Origin of the sequence: Flexibacter flexilis DSM 6793, assembly GCF_900112255.1 — a bacterium.
In the GTDB taxonomy this organism is placed as follows: Bacteria; Bacteroidota; Bacteroidia; order Cytophagales; family Flexibacteraceae; genus Flexibacter; species Flexibacter flexilis.
In genome coordinates this window covers 42,901-68,827 of sequence record NZ_FOLE01000007.1, presented here as the reverse complement: position 1 = coordinate 68,827, position 25,927 = coordinate 42,901, and the positions used below count along the sequence as shown (strand labels likewise).

The window sequence follows — 25,927 nt, the reverse complement described above, 5'->3', positions numbered from 1 at the left end:
TTTAGTTTTTAACTCTAAAAGTTCTATTAGGTAATTTTATTAAGTTTAAAAATTGTAAGTATGATTCTTCTGAAAATTCGGAATATTGCTCAAAATAAGATGTATGAATAGGTAGTAATTCTAAATCTCCACGCAATATTTTATGTGTTGCAAATAATTTATTGAATAACCAATTAATTATTTCGCTATTCAGCAAATTTGTTAATTGGTTATTAGTAATTTTTATCTCCAAAGGAATAAAAAAATTAACGCTATTCAAAACATATTGTTGCTGGTTATCACAATAAAAACATAAATCATACGAAATAAATTTATAAATTATTTTTTCAGGAGCTAAATACATCTCCAAAGGTGCTACTTGTTGAAAATTTGAAAAATCTAAGGGAATAAATGTAGTTGGCTGTTTTATTCCATGTTTAGTTATGTCAGTACCTTTTAAAATAGGTGCATAACCCTCGGTTAAAGTATCTTTACAGAATTTTTGGTTATTGCCAGTAACAATACCTAAAGCCCATTTTGCCTTCCCTGACAAGGTTGTATGTTCAACTGAATACAATTGCGTTATTACCTCTGCCTCATGCTGGTGTGCACCAAAATTAAGGATTTTTTTAGGGTTATTTTGAAATGATTTTTGTGTTCTAAAAAAACTATTTTCTTTATTTTTACATTCAATATTTCCAGTTATTTCAACAGTATTATTGCTTAAAATAATGGCCTGCGCTTTTGTCATTAGCCCCTTAAATGCTTTGCCATAATCCACTAATTTTAATATTTTTTTGTCCAGTACTTTTGTTCTTATATCCTCAAAAGTAGCGATATTAAAAAAAGCATCTTGAATAAGAAATCCTAACAAACCATTTGGGCTTATTATTTTTAAACACGCTCCCATAAAAAGTGAAGTTGTATCTACACTTTTATGCGTTTCGTACATTTGTGCATATTTTTCTTTGGCAGATTTATCTATTTTTTTACCCCAAGGCGGATTGGTAAAAATTAAATTAAAGCTCATATTTTTATCATAAAATGCCGACGCATTTTCTAAAAAATCACCCACAACAATATTGCTTGCCTCTACGCCAAACTCTTGACGAATACGCTCTTTGGTGATAAAAACGGCATTCTCATCAGTATCAAAACCATAAATATTTTCAACTGCAATGCCCAATCGTAAAGCCTCCAAAATGAAATTGCCAGAGCCGCAACATGGGTCTAAAAATGTGTAATGTGGTTCGATTTTAATATTGGCCAACATATCTTTTACAATCCACGAAGGTGTATAATAAATGCCTTCCTGATTTTTGTACGATTCTGAAAGCTTTTTTTCATAGGCAATACCAATTTGCTCGCCTTCATGCTCTTGCGCCAACTTTTCAACAACATTTTGTAACAATTCATGTTGATGGCTATCCTTTAAATGCTTGTTTGCCCTTGCATTTAATTTTTCTTTCCCAGCCACGTTGCACATGAAATTTTCAAGCGATTGCTTGGTTATCAGCCCTTTGCCCGCTTGCTCCAAATAGCCTGTTTTTATCCAGTTGCGAATGGTGGCGGTAGAAACATTGGCTTTATATGCGGCTTGTTCTATGGTCAGTCCGTTACTGTGTGGCTCACCAAATATATTTGTTTGCATAAACTTGGCACATATAGTTATAGTGTAAAACAAAAGAAAGCGCAACTCACCCAAAGGCAAATTGCGCTAATGTTATAATTTTTAAAACCTCCAAACGATTACATTGTAACCAATGTACCCACTTCCTCGCCGCTTACCAAGCGCAACAAGTTGTCGGGTTTGTTCATATCGAACACGATAATCGGCAACTCATTTTCTTTGCAAAGCGTGAAAGCGGTCATGTCCATTACGTTCAAGCCTTTTTTGTACACTTCATCAAAAGAAATGTTGTTGTAGCGAATCGCCATTGGGTCTTTTTCTGGGTCGGCGTTATAAATACCGTCCACACGCGTACCTTTCAGCACTACGTCTGCCCCGATTTCGATGGCGCGAAGGCTGGCCGCTGAGTCGGTCGTAAAATACGGACTTCCCAAACCTGCCCCGAAAATCACCAAACGGCCTTTTTCAAGGTGTCGGACAGCTCTGCGGCGGATAAATGGCTCGCAAACTTCCTCGATTTTGATAGCAGACATCAGGCGCGTGAAAAGACCTTCTTTTTCCAAAGCACTTTGCAAGGCAATGGCATTCATGAGCGTAGAAAGCATGCCCATATAATCGCCTTGTGCGCGGTCTATGCCAGCTTCTACGGCATCTTCACCCCTGAAAATGTTGCCGCCACCAATGACCACCGCTACTTGTACGCCTTTCTCTGCTACTTTCTTAATTTCGCCAGCGTAGAGTTGGAGCATATCGGGGTCTATACCAAACTTTTTCTTACCCAAAAGAGCTTCGCCGCTTAGTTTGAGGAGTATGCGCTTGTATTTCATATAGTTGATAAAATGTTGTAAATAAGTCGTTTAACTTAAATAGTTGAGCAAAGATACAAATAAGCTAAAGATTTCAAAAAGCTACTTTCGGTCTTTGAAAGCAATGGCCTGTTCGAGTTGTTCGTACCATTCTGCGCCATATTTTCGGATAAGCGGTTCTTTCAAAAATTGATAGACAGGCACGCCCAAATCTTTACCCAAATGGCAGGCATCGCGGCAAATATGCCACGAATCGTAATTAACTGCCTGATAATGTTCGTATTCTTTGATGCGAATCGGGTACAAATGGCAAGAAATTGGTTTTTTGTAATCAATTTTGCCCGCTTTATGCGCCAGTTCTATGCCGCATTTGAGTACGCCTTTTTGATCGTAAAGGGCATAGGCACACTCACGGCCACCGATGGTTGGCGTAGAAAAATCGCCTTCTTGGTCTATGACCCAAGTACCTTGTTTTTCGATGGCTTCGCGGCCTTTGGCCGTCAGGAATGGCGCAACCGTGTCATAAATATCTTCCAAAATTTGGCGTTCTTCGGCCAGCAATGGCGCACCCGCATCACCTTCTATGCAACAAGCACCTTTACATTTTTCGATGTTGCACACAAAAAATTTTTCGGCAATATCATCGCTCACGATGGTATTTTCTATCACTATCATCTCTACCGATTGATTATTCTAAAATTGTGGAGCAAAGGTAGCCAAAAAATACGGATTCGGTGGTTGCTATCATTTTTGCCTCACTTAAATTCTATTATTACTACATTATTTTTTTATGATATTGTCAAATACGGCAAGCATATTTTAAAATTTCATTTATTTGCGAAATATTTACTCAAATTTTTTTAAACTAAAACAAATCTATGGACGTATTATTCTCGTCGGCGGGGCTTATCAGTCTGCTTACCCTAACGCTTATGGAAATCGTGTTGGGCATCGACAACATTATTTTTATTTCTATTGTAGCCTCCGAACTTCCTGAAAATCAGCAAACAAAAGCAACACGTATTGGGATGCTTATTGCCTTAGTGGTGCGCGTAGGTTTGCTTTTTGGTATTACGTGGATTATTGGCCTGACCGAACCAGTCTTTACACTGATGGAACATGGTTTTAGCGGTCGCGACATTATCTTGTTGGCTGGTGGTTTGTTTTTGATAGCCAAAACAACTTCGGAAATTCATGAAAAATTAGAAGGCGAGGAAGAAGATACTTCTGATAAGCCTAAAACATCAGATGCGTTGGCGAAAGTTATTTTCCAAATAGTGCTGATTGATATTGTTTTTTCTTTTGATTCAATTCTGACGGCGGTAGGCCTTGTACCACCCGAACAAATTATCATTATGATTATGGCCGTTGTATTGTCTATGGTTGTGATGATGTTGTTTGCTAAAAACGTCAGTGATTTTGTAAACAAACACCCTTCTATCAAAATGTTGGCACTCTCATTTTTGATTATGATAGGCTTCTTGTTGGTGATCGACAGCTTCGGAATCCACGTAGAAAAAGGTTATGTTTATGTAGCCATGGCCTTCAGTTTGATAGTTGAATTGTTGAATATGCAAGTGCGCAAACGCTCCAAACGCCCTGTGCAATTGCGCAATTCTAAGATAAAAAAAGGATTTGATGCTTAATTCAGCAATCTTTAATATTTAATAAAAGCCTCTTAATGAGGCTTTTATTTTTTTTATTAAGGGACTAATCAATAATTTGTTTGATAATTTTGAAGTAAATGTATTTCTTTGCGGCTGTGTTCTAAACTAAAATTTTTACTAAAATGTCGGAAATTGCACAAAAAGTTAAAAGTATCATCATCGAAAAATTGGGTGTTGAAGAGTCAGAAGTAGTAGAAACAGCAAGTTTCACTAACGATCTTGGCGCAGACTCTCTTGATACTGTAGAGCTTATCATGGAATTCGAAAAAGAATTTAACGTTTCTATTCCTGATGACCAAGCTGAAAACATTGCTACTGTAGGTCAAGCTATTGCCTACTTGGAAGCAAACGCAAAATAAGCCTATCACTTCCCTTACAAATTCTTTTATGAATTTAAAACGAGTTGTAGTAACAGGACTTGGCGCACTTACTCCGTTGGGCAATACCGTTCCTGATTTTTGGAACGGTTTGATAAACGGAGTGAGTGGAGCTGCGCCCATTACAAGGTTTGATGCCAGCAAGTTCAAAACTAAATTTGCTTGTGAGCTAAAAAACTTTGATCCTACCGACTATTTAGACAAAAAAGAGGCGCGTAAGATAGACCCTTTCACCCAATACGCATTGGTCGCAGCTGACCAAGCCGTAGCGGATTCGGGTTTGCTTACCGATAAAGTGAATCCAGACCGCATTGGCGTTATCTGGGGTTCGGGTATTGGTGGACTTCAAACTTTTCAGGAAGAAGTTGTCAACTATGCCAAAGGAGATGGTACGCCACGCTTCAACCCGTTCTTTATTCCTAAAATGATTGTTGATATAGCCGCAGGACATATTTCTATTAAGTATGGTTTCCGTGGTCCTAACTTTGTTACGGTATCGGCGTGTGCTTCAGCGACTAACGCTTTGGTAGATGCCTTTAACTATATCCGCTTAGGCAAAGCCGACGCTATTTTGTCGGGTGGTTCGGAAGCGGCTGTAACAGAAGCTGGTATTGGCGGGTTCAATGCAATGAAAGCCCTTTCAGAACGCAACGACTCCCCTTCCACTGCCTCTCGTCCGTTCGACAAAGACCGTGATGGTTTCGTGTTAGGCGAGGGTGCTGGAGCTATCGTATTGGAAGAATACGAACACGCAAAAGCGCGTGGCGCGAAAATTTATGCCGAAATGATTGGTGGAGGTATGTCGGCTGATGCTCACCACATCACCGCCCCACATCCCGAAGGTTTGGGTGCACTCAACGTAATGAGAAATGCCTTAGCTGATGCACAAATTAGCCCAAGCGAAGTAGATTACATCAATGTACACGGTACATCTACCCCGCTCGGCGACGTTAGCGAAGTGAAAGCGATTCAAAGCGTTTTTGGCGAGCAAGCCTATAAACTCAATATCAGTTCTACCAAATCCATGACTGGCCACTTACTTGGTGCTGCTGGTGCTATTGAAGGTATCGCGTCGATTTTGGCTCTTAAAAACCAAATTGTACCACCTACCATCAATCACTTCACCGACGATGAAGGCTTTGATGCTGCCCTAAACTTTACGTTTAACAAAGCACAACAACGTACTATCAATGTAGCGTTGAGCAACACATTCGGATTCGGTGGGCATAATTGTTCTATCATTTTCCGCAAATTTGAAGAATAGTGCCTTCAGTTCTTAAAAAAATAGCAAGCCTTTTTCGCTTTTATAATGAAAAAGATAAAAGGCTTGCTATTGCCATTTTACAGATTACGGGTCGCAGACCCCTGAATCTCAAGCTATACAAATTGGCCATTCGGCACGCCTCCGCCGCTGAGGTTTCGGGTTCGGGCAAAAATGGCAACGAACGACTCGAATACTTGGGCGACGCTATTTTGGGTGCTATCGTGGCCGAATACCTCTTCAAAAAATTTCCTTACAAAGACGAAGGTTTCCTTACGGAAATTCGCTCCAGAATCGTAAATCGGGAGTCGCTCAACGACTTAGCCCGCAAAATCGGTATAGGCGAACTCATCGAATTTGATGCCAAACGCCGCGTACATTACTCGCATAAGTCTATGTATGGCGATGCCATGGAAGCATTTGTAGGAGCATATTATTTGGATAGAGGTTTTTATGAATGTAAATCATTTGTGCTCAATAGGTTGATAGCCAATCATTTTGACTTAGAACAAATCGTTCAGTCAGAACTTAACCACAAGAGCCGACTTATCGAATGGGCGCAACGCGAAAACAAACAAGTGCGCTTTGAGGTCATAGCCGAACAAGGAAGCAATCATCACAAAGAATTTATTATACAGATTTTGATAGACGGCGAGCCAGCCATGACAGGCAACGGTTTTAGCAAGAAAAAAGCCGAACAAGCCGCAGCCGCCAAGCTATTGGAACAAATCCGAACAGCGGCAGCAGCAGCTGCGCAACAACAAAACAACAATTTGGCTGAGAATAAATAGCCCATAAAAAAAGGCCTTGCAACTTCAAACTTGCAAGGCCTTTTTTGTTTTATTGTTCGCTGTTGTCCAGTAGATTTCCTTTCGGGATAAAGAGCCTAAAAAACGGCAAAATCAACGAAAAGGCCATTATCCAAACCACATTGAAAAGCCAATACCTTTCAAAAGTAACTAAGTAGTTGGCGTGGTTTTTTTCTCCAAAATAAATACAAACCGTTATCAACAAAGTATTGAGTACGCATGCCGAAAAATAAACCCAGCTTTGCAAAATCGTGTTTAGGTCTTTGCGGTTGTCGCGATTGGCTAACCAAAAATCTTTTTTGGGGATAAAAAGAAACGCTTTGGGCAAGGCAATCACCAAGTTGGCTACTGCCACAAAGAGCAGATTAAACAACAAAAAGATGGCAACTGCTCCATAAAAGTAAGCATTACGGCTTACTGCAAATTGATTAAGTTCGTCAAAGCCCAGCCAAAGTTTTTCGGCGGCATTGCCGTAAGAGGTAAACAAGGCAAACAAAAAGCCCACACAAGAGATTACCCAGAATATTTTTGAAACAACTCTCATTGAAAAAGAAGTATAATACAACAATTATTTTTTACACTCGAAAAAGCCTGCAAGTATAACGCACAAAAGCGGATAATCAGAAAATACAACTCATTGTTTTTGAATTTTTGTTGTATAACAGCCAAAAATATTAGTGTGTAATAAAAAGCAATAATTGTTCATTATTATGAATAATTTGTTGTTGAAATGCAAATCCAATTTTTTCTAAAAGCCTGATACATTGCGTGTTGTCGGGGAGTGTAATGGCTGCAATAGTTTCTAATCCTAAGCTCTGTTGAGCATAGGCGAGCATTGTACGGGCTGATTCCGTACCATATCCGCAGCCTTCGTGTTCGGGAAGAAAAGCAAAACCAATATCCGTATGGGGCAATGTTTCGCGCTTAATCAGGCCACACATTCCCACAGGTACTTGATCTTCATGGCGTTCTACCAAGTAAAATCCATAACCCTGCTCCTGATAGTTGCGCCGCAACATTTGGATATAGACTTGGGCTTGGGCTTCATTTTGAATATTTCTTTGGCCTATATTTTTTATCCATGTAGGGCTATTCAACAGATTGATTACAAATTTGGTATCGGACTCAAGAAATTCACGAATATTTAGCCGTTTTGTTCTTAGATTAAACATATCTCAAAAAGTATTTGATACAAAGTAGCGATTATTATAATATCTTCACGTTAGGGAACTTTGTTTTATTACAACATAACACTTAAATATATTTTAATTCCCATCTTATCTATCAAACAGAAACACCAGCACCCCAAATTACTACAGACTAATGAAAGTTTACAAAACACTCTCCAATATTAAGTATTTAAAAGATAGTTATACACTTAAAGTATTGTCTATCACATTTGTAGGGATTCATGTTCCGCTAATCGGCATCATCGTATATACGTCTTTCGGAACGCATACGCTCTCCACGTGGTCTATTATTTTACTCACGTTGCTTTTTACGCTTGTGGCAACGGGCATTGCTTTGCTTATTCTCAAAAAATTGTTGCTGCCTGTCCATTTGGCCAATAAAGCCTTAGCCGACTATATCGCAAACCGAACGATACCGAATTTGCCAACAGAATATACGGACGAAATCGGTGTTTTAATGAAAAACATTCAGCACACTACCTTAAAAATAGAAAACCTACTTACAGAAAAGAAAGACTTTATTTATTTGCTTACCCACGATTTACGTAACTACATAGCAGGCGCACAATCTATGGCGCAACTCATTATTGCCGAAAAACCCAAAGAACCGATTTTGGAATATGCACAACACATCAAAACTGTAACATTGCAACAGCAAAAATTCATTAACCTCATTATCACGCAAATGAAATTGGGAAATGGATTGGATGCGCCCATGCTTCCTACTGAGCTTATCGGTATCAGTTCCGTTATCGAAGAGGCTTGCAATAACCTCAAAATCAATATCGAGAAGAAAAATATTAAAATAACCGTAACGCAAGAAGACAAACTGCTGGTGGTTGTGTTTGAAAAAGATTTGTTGGCGCATATTTTGGTTAATTTGCTGCAAAACGCCATCAAATTTTCGCAACCAGATACTGAAATAAATATTGTGGCCAAAGCCGCCAATAACCATATTTATATCTCGGTCATAGACAAAGGCATCGGGTTTGATGAGGCTCTAAGCAAGCAATTATTCGGGCAATTCAAGGCCTCGCGCGTGGGTACGGCAGGCGAACCATCGTTGGGAATGGGTTTGTATTTGTGTAAAAATATAGTGGAAAGAAACGGCGGAACGATTACGGCACAAAGCGCAGGCAAAGACAAAGGCTCAACCTTTACCATTGTATTGCCACAAACCGAACTTCCAAAATGACAGAATTTGAATATCTTAACGAACAATATGTCTTTTATTTGGCGGCAGTCTTTTGCAAAACTGCCAAGTTGTCATAGTTTCATTTTTACTCAATACGCTCATAACACACTACAAATCAGTGTGTTATTTTTTTTGCTTAAAAATTTATCCACACTTGGCACAAGGCTTGTAAAGGTAGTTTCAGACAACAAAATATGTTGCAGACTTTTGAACATAATCATTAACAAATCATAAATATTAAAATGGGAAAAATTATAGGCATTGACCTCGGAACCACTAACTCTTGTGTGGCTGTAATGGAAGGCAACGAACCAGTTGTAATACCTAACAGCGAAGGTCGCAGAACTACTCCTTCGATTGTTGCTTTTTTAGACAACGGAAATGGCGAACGTAAGGTAGGTGATTCCGCTAAACGTCAGGCTATTACCAACCCTACGAACACTATCCAGTCTATTAAACGTTTTATGGGGCGTCGTTATTCGGAAGTAGCTAACGAGGCACAACACGTAGCTTACAAAGTAGAACAAGGTGCTAATGACACGCCTCGCGTGCGCATCGGCGACCGCCACTACACACCACAAGAACTTTCGGCAATGGTACTTCAAAAAATGAAATCAACTGCCGAAGATTATTTGGGAACTACTGTAACAGAAGCTGTTATCACAGTGCCTGCGTATTTTAACGACGCACAACGCCAAGCCACCAAAGAAGCGGGTCAAATCGCAGGCTTGGACGTGAAACGTATCATTAACGAACCTACCGCAGCCGCTTTGGCTTACGGCCTTGACAAGAAAGACAGCGACATGAAAATCGCGGTATTCGATTTGGGCGGTGGTACTTTCGATATTTCTATCCTTGAACTCGGCGACGGTGTATTTGAAGTAAAATCTACTGACGGCGATACGCACTTGGGCGGCGATGACTTCGACCAAAAAATCATTAACTGGTTGGCCGAAGAATTTAAAACAGAGCAAGGCGGCTCAATGGATTTGCGCAAAGACCCAATGGCTTTGCAACGCTTGAAAGAAGCAGCCGAAAAAGCGAAGATCGAACTTTCAAGTTCTTCTGAAACAGAAATTAACTTGCCATACATCACGGTAGTGGACAACGTGCCACGCCACTTGGTTCGCAAACTGACTCGCGCCAAATTCGAGCAATTGTGCGACGATTTGATTCAACGCAGCCTTGAGCCTTGCCGCCGCGCGGTGAAAAACTCAGGTTTGAACGTTTCGCAAATTGACGAAGTAATCTTGGTGGGTGGTTCTACACGTATTCCGCGCATTCAGGAAGAAGTAGAAAAATTCTTTGGTAAAAAACCTTCTAAAGGCGTAAATCCTGACGAAGTAGTTGCCATCGGTGCAGCCATTCAAGGCGGTGTATTGACAGGTGAAGTGAAAGACGTGTTGCTTTTGGACGTAACGCCGCTTTCCTTGGGTATCGAAACAATGGGTGGTGTAATGACGCGCCTCATCGAATCGAACACGACTATTCCGACCAAAAAATCGCAAGTGTTCTCGACGGCAGCCGACAGCCAACCGTCCGTAGAAATCCACGTGTTGCAAGGCGAACGCCCAATGGCTAACCAAAACCGTACGATCGGACGTTTCCACTTGGACGGCATTCCTGCTGCGCCACGCGGTGTGCCTCAAATCGAAGTAACTTTTGACATCGACGCGAACGGTATCCTGAACGTTTCGGCCAAAGACAAAGGCACGAACAAAGAGCAAAAAATCCGTATTGAAGCGTCAAGCGGTTTGAGCGATGCCGAAATTGAACGTATGCGCAACGAAGCGAAAGCAAACGAAGCGACAGACCGTGCCGAAAAAGAAAAAGTTGAGAAGTTAAATGCTGCTGATTCAATGATTTTCACGACAGAAAAACAATTGAAAGAATACGGCGATAAACTTTCGGCTGGCAACAAATCGGCTATCGAAAACGCAGTAGCTACGCTTAAAACAGCACATCAGGCGCAAGACGTGGCAGGTATTGACACGGCTTTGGAAGCCCTTAACGCTGCTTGGCAAGCTGCTTCCCAAGAAATGTACAATGCGGGTGGTGCTGACGCAGGTGCAGGTGCACAAGCGGGCGGTGCACAGCAAAACGCCGATTCGGACGTTACGGACGTAAACTACGAAGAAGTAAAATAATTTTGACTGCACCGAAACTAACTTACTGTTTTTGTGGTTATTACAGAAGTTTAAGTTTAGTGAAGTGTGTGTAATATGTTTAAAAAGTCTCGTGCGTGTTTTTGCGTGCGAGACTTTTTTTGTTTGTTCGGGCTGAAATTGAATATTTGCTTTGTTATCAAAAAATCTTTTCTTCCAAAAACATGAACAAACGTTTTGCCTTTATAGATATGGGAACAAATACGTTCCATTTGCTAATCGTGGAGTTGTACGAGCGTGCGCACAAACCGTCATTCAAAATTTTATACAAAGAAAAAGTTGGGGTAAAAATCGGGGCAGAAGGCGGCATCAATGCGGGTTACATCAGCGAAGCGGCCATACAACGCGCCTTGCAAACGCTTCAACATTTTGCCCAAATTATAGCTCAGTGGCAGGTTTCGGAGGAAAACGTCATGGCGTTGGGAACAAGTGCCGTTAGGAATGCCAAAAATCAAGCGGTTTTTATTGAAAAAATAAAACAAGAAACGGGCATTTTGGTAACGGTAATTTCGGGCGATACGGAAGCGGCCATGATTTACGAAGGCGTGCGGTTGGCTGTGCCTCTTGACCAGCAACCGAGTTTGCTCATTGACATTGGCGGCGGAAGTGTTGAGTTTATTTTGGGAAATGAAAAAGAAATGTTTTGGCGACGTAGTTTTGAGATTGGCGGCCAACGCCTCATGGATTTGTTTATGACTTCCGACCCGATTAGTGCGGAAAATGTAGCTGATTTGCGGGCTTATTTATCCAAGATTTTAGAGCCGCTCTCGCAAGCGGTAGCCATTTATAAACCTACGCAGCTGGTTGGGGTTTCGGGGTCTTTTGACACGCTGGCCGAAATCTATCAGCATAGGCAACAGGATATATTGGAAAGCTACGATGTTGAAAACGAACCATTTTATGAGCTTCCCAAAGTATTTGTGCTAAATATTTTACAAGAAATAATCAAACTAAATCACTCGGAACGGTTGGCGATGCGTGGTATGATACCGCTTCGCGCCGATATGATAGTAGTGGCGGCTGTTTTAATAAACTATATTTTGCAAACAACAGATTATCAAAAAATTATAGTTTCGACTTATTCGCTGAAGGAAGGTTTGCTGAGCAAGTATTTGTCGTAAATTATTCAAGTACAAATAAGTAGATTTATATGAGATTTTATCCAACCAAATATAAATTTTATGCATTTATGTATGGGGATTTGCGAAAGCAAAAACATACTTTTACCTTTGGAAGTTAGTGTTTGTTTCTACCACTAACTCATAAACTCAATTATTTATCTTAAAATCAATATCTTATGACGAACAATTTCAAAAAGTCATGGGTAGCAGCGGCACTAGTAGTAGGCACGAGTTTCGGCTCGTTGCAAGCGCAAGTGTTACGCAAAGTTTCAGCCAACAAAGGAGAAGCAAAAGCAACCCAAGGACGCGAAATGCAAATTAATCGCAGTGGTGCAGTCAGTACGTTGAAAGGAAAAGGCAAAGTTGTGAAGGCAACTAGCTTAGTAAATAGTATTGCAGGCTCTGCCGTAAAGAAAACCAATGACTTTAAAAAGTTCAATTATAGTGGTAATGCTAATGCTAATGCTCAAACAATGGCAGCCACTTGTATTGATATGGCAACAAGTAGCTATGCTAATGGCTTTGAAACAGTAGCTGATACCATTGGTTTGCGTATTGTTGATGCGAATGCCGACAATACCAAATGGATCTTTGCTTCTTCTGCTACATTGGCACACTCAGGTACAGGATTTATGATTTATCAATATAGCACTACCTCCGCTGCCAATGACTGGTTTACGGTACGTTGTGTTTCATTGCAAGCAGGCCAATCTTATAAACTTTCATTTTATTACAGAGTAGGCGAAGCTGCTTATCCAGAAAATTTAAAAGTGGCAGTAGGTACGTCAGCAACCCCAGCTGCGATGACCACTACGCTTCTTAATTTACCAGGTATTACCAATGAAACCTATCAGCAGGCTGAAGCAACCTTCACCCCAACAACTGCGGGCAACTATTATTTTGGTTTTCAAGCTTATAGTGCAGCAGATATGTATAGACTCATTGTAGATGATATTAGTATAACTAAAGTTGCTAGCAATGACCTTGCTGTTACGAATATCAAATACCCTGATTCTCAATGCGGTATGGGTGCTGGTGACGTTACAGTATTTGTAAAAAACAATGGTTCTGCTGCAGTAACTACAGCTGATTTGTCGTTGGCTATAAATACGGCGACGCAAGTGGGTACAATAAGTAACTTGGCTGCAGGAGCTACTGATTCTGTAACATTTAGTGTAGATTTCTCAATACCTGGTGATTATGTAATGCAAGCAACAGCTATTTTAGCGGGTGATGCAGATGCTTCTAACGATACTTCTGCTACGGTAGGCGTATCTCACTTAGAGCCTGTTAATCTTTCTACGGGAGCATATACTAACAGTTTTGAGACAGATGAGGATTACTTAGGCATGACTCGTCTGGATGAAAATAACGATGGTGTGTCTTGGTACGCCTCTACTCTGCTTCCACACACTGGCAGCACTTGTCTAGCTTACCTGTACAATGACAACGGTACTACTGCTGCAAACGACTGGCTTGTAACAAAATGTTTGAATTTTGAAGCTGGTAAATCATATAAACTTTCATTCTGGTATCGTAATTCTGATTCTACTTATGCTCCAGAAAAAATGTTGGTAGCTTACGGTAATGCACCGACAGCTGCCGCCTTGACAAATGTATTGGTTGATTTACCTAATATCATCAATCATAAGGCTTATCAGCAAGCAGAAGTTACATTCACTCCAACAGTATCTGGCACTTATTACATTGGCTTTAAAGCTTATACGGATGCCAATAAATGGAGACTTTACTTGGATGATGTAGAATTGAAAGAACTTTCTGGTTCTGACGTTGGTGCAGTAGCATTAGTTGCTCCAAAAAGTTGCTCTGGCTCAGGACAAGTAGTAGCAGTAGCGGTGAAAAATTATGGCTTAGATGCTACAAACATTCCTGTAACAGTAGAATTTACGGGTGCGACAACAACTTCAATCTCTGACGTATTGCCTTCATTGGCTGCTGGTGCAACAGATACGCTTTACTTCTCTACTACTGTAGATTTGACAACAGAAGGTACTGTTTTTGTAAAAGCATACACTGTAGTTGCAGGTGATACAGACCCAAGCAATGATGCCAAGTATGATACATTAAATGTTGTTTTCCCTACTGCGATTCCTTATTCTGAAAACTATAATGCGATCACTGCTGGTGAATTGCCTACTGGTTGGACATCAGGAGACGAAGAGTTTTATACAGAGGCTGGTCGTGGTGTAGGTAATACGAACGTATTGTACTTGAACTTATATTCTAACGCAAGTTCGGCAACAACACATGGCGAGCTATATTCCCCTGCTTTCTCTGGTTTCACAGGTACTCAATATATTAGCTTCTTCTATAAGTTGATTAACTACAGTGGTGGTGCTCCTTATTCCTTAGCCGCAGGAGATAGCCTTCAAATTGAATACTCTACTGACTGTGGTGCTACTTTCACACGTTTGACAAGTATCAATGCCTCGACCTTCACTTCAAGTGCTGCTTATAAAGTAATGCGATTCCCATTGGCTGCTCTTGGCACTGTGGATAACGTGAAGTTCCGTTTTGTTGGTACATACGGCGGTAACGGTGATTACATTCACTTGATTGATAACCTTGAAATCGGTGATGTGCCAAACAATGACCTTGCTGTAATCAACTTAACAAGCAATGCGAAATATACTATCACGCCAAAAGCACATGTTCCTGCAGCTGGTTTCACATTCAATAGCACTGTATTGAACAGTGGTATGAACGCAACAACTAACGTGGTATCAAAAATCAAGGTAACACCTGGTACTTATGCAGACAGTACGTCTTTTGCTACATTGGCAAGCACAGCTTCTTCGGCATTTACTCCTGCAGCAGCATTTACCCCAACAGAATCTGGTGAATATGTAGTAACCGCAAGTGCTTACGCTTCAGAAGCAGAAACCAATACAAGCAACAACAGTATTACATTGCCTTTGGCTATTAGTGACTCTACTATGGCAAAAGATCATAATGCAGCTGTTGGTGGTTTGGGTATCGGATCTGGTACTGCTGATGGTATTTTCCAAAAATACGAATTGAAATACGGTGCTGGCCTACAAGATACGCTTACTTCTGTAACGTTCTGGATTGGAGATATTCAAACTCCAACTACTGTAAAAGCGATGGTTTATAGAGCGACTAGTACAGGTGGTCTTAACGCGAACACTGCTGCACTTGATAGTACTGCGGCTCTTACCATTCCTGTGGAAGAAGCAAATCAATTCCATACCATTAGTTTCAAAAAAGCAAATGGCTTAGGTACTATCCTTACTGCTACAACAGCAAATAACTCAAGATACTTTGTTGGTTTGCGTGAAAAAGCTAACAATATGCGCTTAGGTTTCGAAGTCCCTACAAGTTATACTGTTAACGATGTGCTAATTCGTTTAAATGGAGCTTGGACTGATCCTTCTAGCCCTAACTTGCTTGGTGCAGGTGTTACTTTCTACATCCGCCCTAACTTCGGTAAATACACTCCTGTGGTTGGTGTAGCTAAAGTAAATAACAGCCTTAATGTTGCGGCTTATCCAAACCCAACTACAGGTCTTCTTAACTTAGCATTCGACCGCAACGAAATCCAACCAACTGCCGTTAAAGTAGTAAACGTGTTGGGTGCAACTGTGGCCGAAATCACTAACGCTTCTGAGTTAGCTGGCGAAAAAGTAACGCTTAACCTTGCTGGACAATCGGCAGGTACTTACTTCGTACACATCGCTACACAAGACAATGTGGTTATCCGCAAAGTTGTTCTTAATCGCTAGTTTTTAGCTGATATAAGTTGATCATACAAAGGCCGCTCCCAAAAGGGGCGGTCTTTTTTTATTTGTACAAAAAATAAATTTAACTACGTGATTTTCTTTACTTTTTAAAAAATTAAAAGCTATATTTGCAGCCCCGTTGAGAAACGGATTCAATACAATTTATATGTTTAACTAAATACATAAGCAGCCCTCGCCGACTGCTCATGTGTAAATCAGGCGAAATAACTTTTATGAAAAACGCTCCAGAAGCATTTGACTGGGATAAAGTAAGCACCAAAGGGTTTGGTTCAGGTTATTCCCAAGAAGAAATTGACAAACTCTCTGCTATGTACGAAGGTACATTGCATGAAATTGCCGAAAAAGAAGTAGTACAAGGTACTGTTGTCGGCATCACTGACAAAGACGTAATCCTTAACATCGGTTTCAAATCTGACGGTCTTGTGCCTTTGGCTGAGTTCCGCGATTTGGAAGACCTTAAAGTAGGTGATGTTGTTGATGTATATATCGAAGACCAAGAAGACGCTAACGGCCAATTGATTCTTTCTCGCCGTAAAGCTCGCGTTGTAAAAGCTTGGGAAAATATCCAAAAAGCCCTTGACAACGATACTATCATTGAAGGTGTTGTGAAAAGACGTACAAAAGGCGGTCTTATCGTGGACATTTTTGGTGTGGAAGCATTCTTGCCAGGTTCTCAAATTGACGTAAAACCAATCCGTGATTTCGATATCTACGTTGGTAAGAAAATGGAAGTGAAAGTGGTGAAAATCAACTACACTAACGACAACGTAGTAGTTTCGCACAAAGTTCTTATCGAAAAAGACCTTGAAGCTCAAAAAGTTGAGATCCTTAACAACCTTGAAAAAGGACAAGTACTTGAAGGCGTTATCAAGAACATGACTAACTTCGGTGTGTTCATTGACCTTGGTGGCGTAGATGGCTTGTTGCATATCACAGACATCTCTTGGGGTCGTATCAGCCACCCAGAAGAGGTGTTGAAATTAGACCAAAAAGTGAACGTTGTTGTGTTGGATTTCGACGAAGACAAAAAACGTATCTCTTTGGGCATGAAACAACTTACTCAACATCCTTGGGCTTCTTTGGGTGAAGACATTCAAGTTGGTTCACGCGTGAAAGGTCGTATCGTAAACGTAGCAGACTACGGCGCATTCTTGGAAGTTATGCCAGGCGTTGAAGGTCTTATCCACGTTTCTGAAATGTCTTGGTCTCAACACCTACGCAACCCACAAGAATTTATCAAAGTGGGCGACGAGTTGGAAGCTGTTGTGCTTACTCTTGACCGCGAAGAACGCAAAATGTCTTTGGGTATCAAACAATTGACTGAAGATCCTTGGACTAAACAAGATGTATTGACTAAATACGCTGTGGGTACTAAACACAACGGTTTGGTTCGTAACCTTACTAACTTCGGTTTGTTCATCGAACTTGAAGAAGGTATTGATGGTCTTGTTCACGTGTCTGACCTTTCTTGGACTCGCAAAATCAAACATCCTTCAGAATTCGTGAAAGTGGGCGACCGCTTAGACGTAGTTGTGTTGGAACTTGATGCTGAAAACCGTCGTTTGGCTCTTGGCCACAAACAACTTGAAGAAAATCCTTGGGATACATTCGAGACAATCTTCACACAAGGTTCAGTTCACAAAGGTACTATCGTTGCTAAAAACGATAAAGGTGCTAACGTAGAACTTCAATACGGCATCGAAGGCTTTGCTTCTGCTAAAAACTTAGTGAAAGAAGATGGCTCTAATGCTGAAGTTGGTGAATCTTTGGACTTCAAAGTAAACGAGTTCTCTAAAGACGACAAACGCATTATCCTTTCTCATACAGCTACTTTCAGTGGCGAGACAGCAGAAAAGAAAAAACCTGCTCCTAAGAAGAAAGATGCTCCAGCAGAATCAGCAGACAACAAAACAAGCAATGAACCTGCAAGTTCATCTCTTGGCGACAACTCTGCTTTGGCTGCCCTAAAAGAGCAAATGCAAGAAAACCAAAAGAAAGCCGAGTAATCCGCAGCCCTTTTGTTTAGCATAAACATAAAAACCGCCTTTGTGCCACACGGTGCAAAGGCGGTTTTGTTTTGTGGAGGTAGCATTTTCAGGGAAAAATTTACACCTATAAAATTTATATACCCAACGGTTACGACTACAAAGCTATCAAGCCTAAAGGCTTTTGATTCTATTTAAAAAAATCCGTTCGGATTGAAATATAGGTAGTTCAAAGTTATTTAGAGTTAAATCTAACACCGTAGGTGTGGTATATTAAAATACAAAACAAGTAAATTTATTAAAAGACTAATAATCAATTATTTGCGTTTACTGATAGTATCAAATGATACTATCAAAAGTAAGCAATTTGGGCAACAAAAAACCTCTGTCCGCCCAAAAGCCAACAGAGGTTTTTATATTTTTATCAAAAAAACAGATTAAGACTCCATTGCCGCCAACGTCAAACTTGGAGCTGGTGCAGTTTCGTAATAACCGTTTTTCAATTTTTCTGAAATCGCTTCAAAAGTCGCAATCGTGCGTTCTACGTCTTCGAGCGTATGCGATGCCGTCGGAATCAAACGCAAAATAATCAAACCGCGAGGGATTACTGGATACACCACGATAGAACAGAACAAGCTGTAATTTTCGCGCAAGTCAAGAACAACTTTAGTTGCGTAAGTCTCGTCGCCATTAATGATTACAGGCGTAACAGGAGAATTAGTGTGGCCAATGTTAAAACCTTTTGCACGCAAGCCGCTTTGCAAAGCATTGACGATTTTCCAAAGGTCGGCACGCAACTCAGGACGAGTACGAATAAGTTCCAAACGCTTCAAAGCACCAATTACTAACGGCATTGGCAACGATTTCGCATAAATTTGCGAACGTGTATTGTAGCGCAAGAAGTTAATCACATATTTGTCGCCAGACACAAACGCGCCGATGCTTGCCATAGATTTAGCAAACGTAGAGAAATAAAGGTCGATACCGTCTTGGCAGCCTTGCTCTTCGCCCGTACCTGCACCCGTTTCGCCCATTGTGCCGAAACCGTGCGCATCGTCCACCAACAAACGGAACTGATATTTTTCTTTCAATGCCACTACATCTTTCAAACGGCCTTGGTTGCCCGACATACCGAACACGCCTTCAGTGATTACCAATACACCACCGCCATTTTCTTCGGCCAACTTCTCGGCGCGAGCCAATTGTTTTTCCAAGCCAGCAATATCGTTGTGTGGGTAAACAATGCGTTTGCCTTGGTGCATACGCAAACCGTCGATGATACTTGCGTGTGCTTCAGCATCATAAACTACTACGTCGCGGCGCGAAAGAATCGCATCAATTACCGACATAACACCTTGATAACCAAAGTTAAGGAGCATTGTATCTTCTTTTTGCACAAAATCAGAAAGCTCTTTTTCGAGTTGCTCGTGATACACCGAGTTGCCCGACATCATACGCGCACCCATCGGCAACGCCAAACCAAATTCCGCAGACGCGTCCGCATCAGCTTTGCGTACTTCTGGGTGGTTGGCCAAGCCCAAATAATTGTTCAAACTCCAGTTAAGTACAGGCTTGCCTCTAAAGTTCATGTGCGGGCCGATAGGGCCTTCCAAACGAGGAAACATATAATAACCATAAGCATAATCGCTATGCTTTCCCAAAGGGCCTTTATCCTGAATTAGTTTTTCAAATAAATCCACGGTGCTATTTTCAGTTTATATTTTGAGTAAAGTACAATAAATATCGTGAGTAAAACGGCCTACGCCAGTGTGTTTTGGTGTATTCTGCAAAAATACATCTTTTTGGATAAAGCATAACACCACCAAAGAATATTTCGTGCAAATATCTTATCCTATAACAATGATTCTATATATTTTGCCAGTTTTTCCAAATACAACGCGTCTGTTTCGTCAAAATCGTTGAGGCTGTCGCTGTCCACGTCCAAAACCATCGCCACCGAGCCATTTTTATCAAATACAGGCACTACAATTTCGGATTTGGATTCGCTGCTGCACGCAATATGGCCTTCAAACTTTTCCACATCGGGCACGACTATCGTCTGGCGGCGCGTGTAACAAGCTCCGCACACACCTTTACTAAACGGAATACGCGTACACGCAATTGTGCCCTGAAACGGCGCAAGTACTAATTCTTTTCCGTCCGAGACATAAAAACCAACCCAAAAAAAGTGAAAGGTCTGGTGCAAAGCCGCTGCGATGTTCGCTAAATTGGCGATTAAATTCGGCTCGCCAGTGGTCAAAGCCTCGATTTGCGGCAACAGGGCTTCGTAACCTTCTGCCTTGCTGGCCGCCGCGTCGATTGTTAAAGATTCTGCCATAATGTTTTTTGATGTTTTGAGTAAAAAAATAGGACAAGCCGTTACGGGCTTATCCTGTTGATTATTTGCAAATTAACTGTTTTCTGGAGCTTGAGTCGCTTCATTTTCAAAAGCACTCACCGCCGACGGAATAGAGGCTTTTAGGCCTTCGTCTTCTTCCGTAATTTTTGATTGTACGGTTGGTTTCTCGTCGGCCACGTAAGGGAAAATTTCGATAATGGCCGTCAGGTTAATGTCCGTAATTTCAAACGGCACAATCATGGTCGAAAGACTTTCTTCAATGCGTTCGTGCGCTTCTTTCACGCTGTGCGCATTGACCAGCATCACGTTAGGCACTTTTTTCTCTTTGCCTGTTTTCTCGTCCACCGACACATATACTACTTTGCATTTGTACCAAGTTTCGGCATCGTCGTAATGAAAAATATCGGCCAAATTCATTTTGGAAACGCTGGCCAACATAAATTCGGGGATAGTGCTGCCCAATTCGGTATAAAGACGAGCTTCGGCTTCCGTGAAAGAAAGCGCGTCCACCAAATATTGTTCACTTTTCATTAATTGTTTGCCATTCTCTTGCTGAATAGCATATTTGACTTTGCAAGAAAACCAAAGAGCCATATTGTATTTTTTATGAAAGTTGGGATAATAAAAATCCTACTACGGATTGGGCGTTAGCAGTCTTTTTGAATAACACCAAATCACGTTTTGGGGTTTCAAACTACGCGAAAAAGGCGCAGATATGCAAAATAGGATTAGATTAACAAAACATATACACAATGTTAAGAAAGTGTATATGAAAGCCTGATTTATAGGGAGTTTGTGTTATGATTTTGTTGATTTACCTAAAATCATATTGCTTTGTAATATTTTATTAGTACCTTTGTGCTAAGAAAAAGGTATGGAAAAATAATATTCTAAAATTTTTAATAAAACCTTTTTTTCTACGTCAAATAAGGAGTTTCACAATAAAAAGGTTTGCTTTATGGCGCAGGATGCAAAACAAGAAAAAGTAAAATATTCGGAAGAAGAGCTAAAAGAATTTGAAGCTCTAATTAGCGAAAAACTCGAAACAGCTCGCAAGGAGTTGGCCTTTATCAAAGAAACACTTTCGCGCCGCAACGACTCTGGAACGGAAAACACTGCCAGCAGCCTCAAAGTTTTGGAAGATGGTGCAGACACCGCCGAAAAAGAACATTTGGGAGCTTTGGCCGCCAGACTTCAAAAGTTCACCAACCAATTGGAGTTCGCTGCGATTCGCATTAAAAATGGTTCTTATGGCATTTGCGTGGACACAGGCAAGTTAATCCCAAAAGAAAGATTACGCGCCGTACCACACACGCAACATTCGATTGAGGCAAAACTCAAGAACAAGTAATTTGATTCAAAAACTTTACAACACATATCAAGCGAGTTGCAGTTTTGCGACTCGCTTTTTTTTGCTGCTGACATTTTACGCTGTTTCGGCGCATAGCTTTTCTATTGGCTCAATGGTTTGGCCTCCTCGTATCATTGTATAGCTAAGTATGGCACAATCCATGAGTTTATTGTACCTTTGTCCGATGTTCTCCCAAGAAGTATTAAAGGTTGTTTTGTGGAAAAATATACTTGATAATAAGTTAGATAAGTATCAAATGAGATCAATTTGTTAGCCAATTATGCTCATAAAACTATGGTTTGTTTTGCCAAACAATTCTTAAATATTCTTTTGGGCAGACTAAAAAAATAGTGTAGAACCTTAATTTAACAATGAAAAAACAAATACACGTTGGGTTAGTGCTCTGTTTGGCTCTGGTGTGGGGTGCTTGTTCACGAAAAGCATTTGTAGCGACACCGCCGCCGCCCCAATACGACCAACCCGTTGAGATTGTAAAAGAGATTTCGACCTTAGACATTCCCATTGAAGTACAAATGAATGTGCTGGAGCAACAAATGACGGCCAAATTGCCCAACCCATTTTATGAAGACAATTCGCTGGAAGACAACAACGGCGACAACATGATGATACGCGTAACACGCCGTGCGCCTGTGCGTATCGAAACCCGAAACGGCAATTTTATTTTCACGGTTCCCGTGCATATTTGGTCGAAAGTAGGCTGGAAAATGGAGCAGTTCGGCGTTTCGTTGAGCAAATACGAAGACGTGGATTTTGATATAGACATTAAATTTGTATCGAAAGTAACCATCGGCTCGGACTGGAAAGTAAAAACGCGTACTTCCGACAACGGTTTTGATTGGGTTTCTAAACCTGTGGTCAAAATAGGAATGTTTAGCATACCCGTTACCAGCATCGTGGAGACGATTATAGATGAGCAATTGCCTGCCGTTGCCAAACTCATAGACCAGCAAGTAACCGATAAAGTGGATTTGAAACCTTATGTGTTGGACGCTTGGAACAATCTGCAAACGCCACTTTTGGTGAATGAAGAATACGAGGCTTGGCTTAAAATTACGCCGTTGGAACTGATGATGACACCTTTTGTATCTAAAGGCAAAAACGCCAGTTTTGTGGTTGGCCTAAAGGCGCGTACCGAAACGACACTTGGCACAAAACCCACAGTTGTCCCCAATCCGACTTTGCCTGCGCTGCAACTTGCCACTACGCCCGTAGATTCCAAATTTGCGGTTGGCTTGATTGCAGAAGTGCCGTATGCGCAAGCCAAAAAAATGGCCATGAAACAAGTAGCTGGCCAAGTGTATGAGTTTCAGGAAGGAAAATACAAAATAGAAGTAACTGATTTGGAACTGTACGGGCAAGGCGATTACCTAATCGTAATGGCTGCGCTGAAAGGTAGCCTCAACGGAAAAGTATATTTGCGTGGCAAGCCCGCGTATGATGCAGCGACAAAATCGGTGGTTATCAAAGAGCTGGATTATGATTTGGACACCAAAAATCGCCTTGTGAAAACGGCGGATTGGTTGGCACACGGCAAATTCTTGAAAATGATGACACCGTATTTTACGGTTTCGTTGGCCAGCCAACTCGACGAGGCGCAAAAAATGATTCAGCAGAATTTGGCCAACAACAAATTTGACAACGGCATTAGCATCAAAGGCAAGCTCAACGATTTAAGCCCACAAAATATTTATGTTACACCAACAGCGATTCAGACCATTGTTCGAGCGCAAGGAAACATAGATGTTCTGGTAAGCAATCCATAACATTATATACACAAATGCAATTAAGTAAGAATAGGGTAATTTTTTCGAGAAATTGGTAAAAAAAATGGCCTAAAATTTGACTGCTTTGTATTTGTGTTTAACTTGTGCGCACATTTTCAATAGTAACTTAAAAATATTCCTACAATGAGCAACAGATTTCAAGAAATTAAAGACTTGGTGATGTCTTTGGAAGGTGATTTCGACAAATTCTATGACAAGAATAACCAAGCGGCAGGTACTCGTGTACGCAAAGGTATGCAAGACCTCAAAGTGCTAGCTCAATCTATCAGAGAGGAAGTGCAAAATCTTAAAAATCAAAAAGAAGAAGAATAATTCCTGCTTTTTGACCTTACCAGAAAATAGGCCGCTCGGTTGGGCGGCCTATTTTTTTGTATAAATTTGCCTGAAAGCCTTTATTTTGGAAAAATGATAACACGCGCGAATTGGAAATATTGGGTTGGGTTAGGTCTGCTGTTTGGCTTAGTGATTTGGGCTGAAATCAGTCGGCCTAAACCCATAGACTGGACAGCCACATACGGTGAAAACGACAAAATTCCGTATGGTTCAAAAATTGTGTACGATTTGTTGCCGCAATTGTTTGATAAACAGTCGATTCGTGCGAATTTTTATTCTGTTTATCAAGATTTCGAGCAAGAAAGACACGAAGGCGAAAACCGTATTTTTATTCAAAGTGAATTAGATTTGAGTGAAGTCGAATGCGATTATTTGCTCTCGCACGCAGCCGAAGGCGGCCACATTTTCATTGCCACCGAAATATTACCCCAAATTCTGGTAGATTCGTTGGGCGTGATGCCGCAATACATTTCATTGCTGAGCATGGATTCTTTGTCGCTGAATTTTGAGGAAGCAGACCGCCACGCCGCCCAAAACTACCTTTTCAAACGCGATATAGTTACTTACGAACTTGCCATAAAGGATTCTACGCGCCAACAACGCATTTTGAGCCGCACCGACCGCAACACACCAACACTTGTACAGATTCCATACGGCGCGGGTAGTTTCTTGATTTGTTCTACGCCCAAAGTTTTTACCAATTACAATATGTTGTTCCGAGACAATGCCGACTACATCGCCAAAGCCTTGTCGTATTTGCCAGTGGCGGCTGTGTGTTGGGAAAGCCATTATCACGGCAATAAAATAAACCAAGGACTTTTGGACGTAGTAAGACAAAATCCTGCGTTGCGCTGGGCTGTCAATTTGGCAATGATAGCCAGTTTGTTGTTTATTGTTTTTAAAGGAAAAAGAACCCAAAGAATTATTCCGATGATAGAGCCGTTGCGCAATACGACTGTAGAATTTGTGGAAACCGTAGCGAATTTGTATTTCAATAAGCGTGAACATCAGCGCATGGCGCATAAGCGTATTTTATATTTTGAAGAATATTTGCGCCAACGCTATCACATTTCGGCAGAAGATTTTGCCAAAACGGACTTTTTGCCGATGCTATCACACAAAACTAATGTGCCGTTAGAAGAAGTAAATGAATTGTTTGGGCTGATTAATCAAACAAATAAAACTAAAAATATTACTGATAATCAATTGGTAATACTCAGCCAAAAAATAGATTCGTTTTGGGCGAAGGCCGCCTAACTACATTTTGCGCAAAACGTTATAATCAGAAGAAACCGTCGCAAGATTAGTTCCTACTTCCGAGCACCATATCAGCGACTCATAAAGTCCCACAATCAGAATGCCGTCTTTGTTTAGGCTTTTGTTAAAAAGCTGCAACACTTTATTCTGAAGATTGTTATCAAAATAAATCAGTACGTTGCGGCACAAAATCAGGTCGAATTGACCCACTACGCCACCCGTTACGAGATTATGTTGTTGAAAGGAAACATTTTCGAGCAAATTTTTATGCATCTGCACGTTAGGGCCAATCAGGGTGTAATAGTCCTGCAATTTGTGTTGGCATTCTACTTCATTATAGTTTTTTTGGTAAATATCAAGCTTTCGGAACGAGTACATTCCATTTTTGGCAATAGCTAACGCATTGGGATTGAGGTCTGTACACATTTGAGAAGTTTTGTGTCTGAGGCCAGCCTCCGAAAGTAGAATAGCCATCGTGTAAACCTCCTCGCCTGTCGAGCAGCCTGCGTGCCAAATATTGATATGTTCTTTTTGCGCCAAAATGGGAAAAATATCGCTACGAATGTGTTTCCATACGTTGGGGTCGCGAAACAGTTCTGTAACGCCAACGGTGATTTCAGGCAAAATTTCTCCAAAAAAAGCGGTATCTTCTGTCAGTAGTTTTTGTAACTCCAAAATATCTGCTACATCAAATAACTTAAAAATACGCATCAGTCTTCGTTTGAGCGAAGCTGGCGCATATTCCCGAAAATCATAGCCAAATTTAGATTCCACAAATACAAGCCACTGAAGAAAGTCGTCGTGGTTGATTTCTGAGGTTTCGTCGTTAGTGCCCAGGTTATTAAAAAGATTCAT

At 40.9% G+C, this 25,927-nt stretch carries 22 protein-coding genes; 13 read left to right on the top strand and 9 right to left on the bottom strand.

Annotation, left to right across the window (positions count from 1 at the left end):
• Position 1: 1 nt before the first annotated feature.
• The 3 genes from BM090_RS11915 to BM090_RS11905 all read right to left on the bottom strand — a co-directional run bounded on the left by BM090_RS11915 (position 2) and on the right by BM090_RS11905 (position 3,090).
• Positions 2-1,630 (bottom strand): TaqI-like C-terminal specificity domain-containing protein, encoded by a 1,629-nt coding sequence (locus BM090_RS11915; RefSeq protein WP_091513077.1) that lies wholly within the window; start codon positions 1,628-1,630, stop codon positions 2-4.
• A 98-nt stretch (positions 1,631-1,728) separates the two neighbouring features.
• Complete coding sequence (gene pyrH / locus BM090_RS11910; RefSeq protein ID WP_091513074.1) at positions 1,729-2,436, bottom strand: UMP kinase; 708 nt, start codon at positions 2,434-2,436, stop codon at positions 1,729-1,731.
• Positions 2,437-2,517: 81 nt separating this feature from the next.
• Positions 2,518-3,090: a DUF3109 family protein gene (locus BM090_RS11905; RefSeq protein ID WP_091513070.1), complete on the bottom strand. Its 573-nt coding sequence runs from the start codon at positions 3,088-3,090 to the stop codon at positions 2,518-2,520.
• 203 nt (positions 3,091-3,293) lie between these two features.
• Here BM090_RS11905 and BM090_RS11900 point away from each other — a divergent pair, with 203 nt between their 5' ends.
• The 4 genes from BM090_RS11900 (at position 3,294) to rnc (ending at position 6,511) form a co-directional block, all read left to right on the top strand.
• Entirely contained in the window at positions 3,294-4,061 is a 768-nt protein-coding gene (locus BM090_RS11900) for a TerC family protein (RefSeq protein ID WP_091513068.1), read from the top strand.
• Between the two features lie 143 nt (positions 4,062-4,204).
• On the top strand, positions 4,205-4,441 hold the full coding sequence (locus BM090_RS11895; RefSeq protein WP_091513064.1) for an acyl carrier protein: 237 nt from the start codon (positions 4,205-4,207) through the stop codon (positions 4,439-4,441).
• A 28-nt stretch (positions 4,442-4,469) separates the two neighbouring features.
• A complete protein-coding gene (fabF, locus tag BM090_RS11890; protein ID WP_091513584.1) occupies positions 4,470-5,723 on the top strand; it encodes a beta-ketoacyl-ACP synthase II in 1,254 nt (417 codons plus the stop codon).
• Positions 5,723-6,511: a ribonuclease III gene (gene rnc, locus BM090_RS11885; RefSeq protein ID WP_317040742.1), complete on the top strand. Its 789-nt coding sequence runs from the start codon at positions 5,723-5,725 to the stop codon at positions 6,509-6,511. The genes fabF and rnc overlap by 1 nt, the downstream gene beginning before the upstream one ends.
• 49 nt (positions 6,512-6,560) lie before the next feature.
• Here rnc and BM090_RS11880 read toward each other — a convergent pair whose 3' ends face one another.
• Both BM090_RS11880 and BM090_RS11875 read right to left on the bottom strand, forming a co-directional pair.
• Positions 6,561-7,073, bottom strand: coding sequence for a hypothetical protein (locus BM090_RS11880; protein WP_143083958.1), 513 nt, complete (start codon positions 7,071-7,073; stop codon positions 6,561-6,563).
• A 130-nt stretch (positions 7,074-7,203) separates the two neighbouring features.
• Positions 7,204-7,701, bottom strand: coding sequence for a GNAT family N-acetyltransferase (locus tag BM090_RS11875; protein ID WP_091513055.1), 498 nt, complete (start codon positions 7,699-7,701; stop codon positions 7,204-7,206).
• Positions 7,702-7,852: 151 nt separating this feature from the next.
• On the opposite strand from BM090_RS11875, the gene BM090_RS11870 reads away from it, so the two are divergent.
• The 5 genes from BM090_RS11870 to rpsA all read left to right on the top strand — a co-directional run bounded on the left by BM090_RS11870 (position 7,853) and on the right by rpsA (position 17,988).
• A complete protein-coding gene (locus BM090_RS11870; protein ID WP_091513051.1) occupies positions 7,853-8,914 on the top strand; it encodes a sensor histidine kinase in 1,062 nt (353 codons plus the stop codon).
• Between the two features lie 242 nt (positions 8,915-9,156).
• Positions 9,157-11,061: a molecular chaperone DnaK gene (gene dnaK / locus BM090_RS11865; RefSeq protein WP_091513049.1), complete on the top strand. Its 1,905-nt coding sequence runs from the start codon at positions 9,157-9,159 to the stop codon at positions 11,059-11,061.
• Positions 11,062-11,243: 182 nt separating this feature from the next.
• Positions 11,244-12,200 carry a Ppx/GppA phosphatase family protein gene (locus tag BM090_RS11860; protein ID WP_091513581.1) on the top strand — a complete coding sequence of 319 codons (957 nt, stop codon included), beginning with the start codon at positions 11,244-11,246 and terminating at the stop codon, positions 12,198-12,200.
• 176 nt (positions 12,201-12,376) lie between these two features.
• Positions 12,377-15,964 carry a T9SS-dependent choice-of-anchor J family protein gene (locus BM090_RS11855; protein WP_091513045.1) on the top strand — a complete coding sequence of 1,196 codons (3,588 nt, stop codon included), beginning with the start codon at positions 12,377-12,379 and terminating at the stop codon, positions 15,962-15,964.
• Positions 15,965-16,194: 230 nt separating this feature from the next.
• Positions 16,195-17,988: a 30S ribosomal protein S1 gene (gene rpsA, locus BM090_RS11850; RefSeq protein ID WP_091513577.1), complete on the top strand. Its 1,794-nt coding sequence runs from the start codon at positions 16,195-16,197 to the stop codon at positions 17,986-17,988.
• A gap of 416 nt (positions 17,989-18,404) precedes the next feature.
• Here rpsA and BM090_RS11845 read toward each other — a convergent pair whose 3' ends face one another.
• The 3 genes from BM090_RS11845 to BM090_RS11835 form a co-directional block, all read right to left on the bottom strand.
• Positions 18,405-19,667 carry an aminotransferase class I/II-fold pyridoxal phosphate-dependent enzyme gene (locus BM090_RS11845; RefSeq protein ID WP_091513040.1) on the bottom strand — a complete coding sequence of 421 codons (1,263 nt, stop codon included), beginning with the start codon at positions 19,665-19,667 and terminating at the stop codon, positions 18,405-18,407.
• A gap of 152 nt (positions 19,668-19,819) precedes the next feature.
• Positions 19,820-20,305 carry a GAF domain-containing protein gene (locus BM090_RS11840; protein WP_091513037.1) on the bottom strand — a complete coding sequence of 162 codons (486 nt, stop codon included), beginning with the start codon at positions 20,303-20,305 and terminating at the stop codon, positions 19,820-19,822.
• A 72-nt stretch (positions 20,306-20,377) separates the two neighbouring features.
• Entirely contained in the window at positions 20,378-20,920 is a 543-nt protein-coding gene (locus BM090_RS11835; RefSeq protein WP_091513033.1) for a DUF4494 domain-containing protein, read from the bottom strand.
• A gap of 364 nt (positions 20,921-21,284) precedes the next feature.
• Between BM090_RS11835 and BM090_RS11830 the strand changes: the two genes are divergently transcribed.
• The 4 genes from BM090_RS11830 (at position 21,285) to BM090_RS11815 (ending at position 25,072) form a co-directional block, all read left to right on the top strand.
• Complete coding sequence (locus BM090_RS11830) at positions 21,285-21,677, top strand: TraR/DksA family transcriptional regulator (RefSeq protein WP_091513028.1); 393 nt, start codon at positions 21,285-21,287, stop codon at positions 21,675-21,677.
• 371 nt (positions 21,678-22,048) lie between these two features.
• Entirely contained in the window at positions 22,049-23,461 is a 1,413-nt protein-coding gene (locus BM090_RS11825; protein ID WP_091513025.1) for a DUF4403 family protein, read from the top strand.
• Positions 23,462-23,605: 144 nt separating this feature from the next.
• Positions 23,606-23,794, top strand: a complete 189-nt coding sequence (locus tag BM090_RS11820) for a histone H1 (protein ID WP_091513021.1) — start codon at positions 23,606-23,608, stop codon at positions 23,792-23,794.
• Positions 23,795-23,887: 93 nt separating this feature from the next.
• The gene (locus BM090_RS11815; protein ID WP_143083957.1) at positions 23,888-25,072 is read left to right on the top strand and encodes a DUF4350 domain-containing protein; all 1,185 of its coding nucleotides are present in this window, start codon (positions 23,888-23,890) and stop codon (positions 25,070-25,072) included.
• Here the strand turns inward: BM090_RS11815 and BM090_RS11810 are convergent, their stop codons facing one another.
• Positions 25,073-25,927 (bottom strand): CheR family methyltransferase, encoded by an 855-nt coding sequence (locus tag BM090_RS11810; protein WP_091513015.1) that lies wholly within the window; start codon positions 25,925-25,927, stop codon positions 25,073-25,075.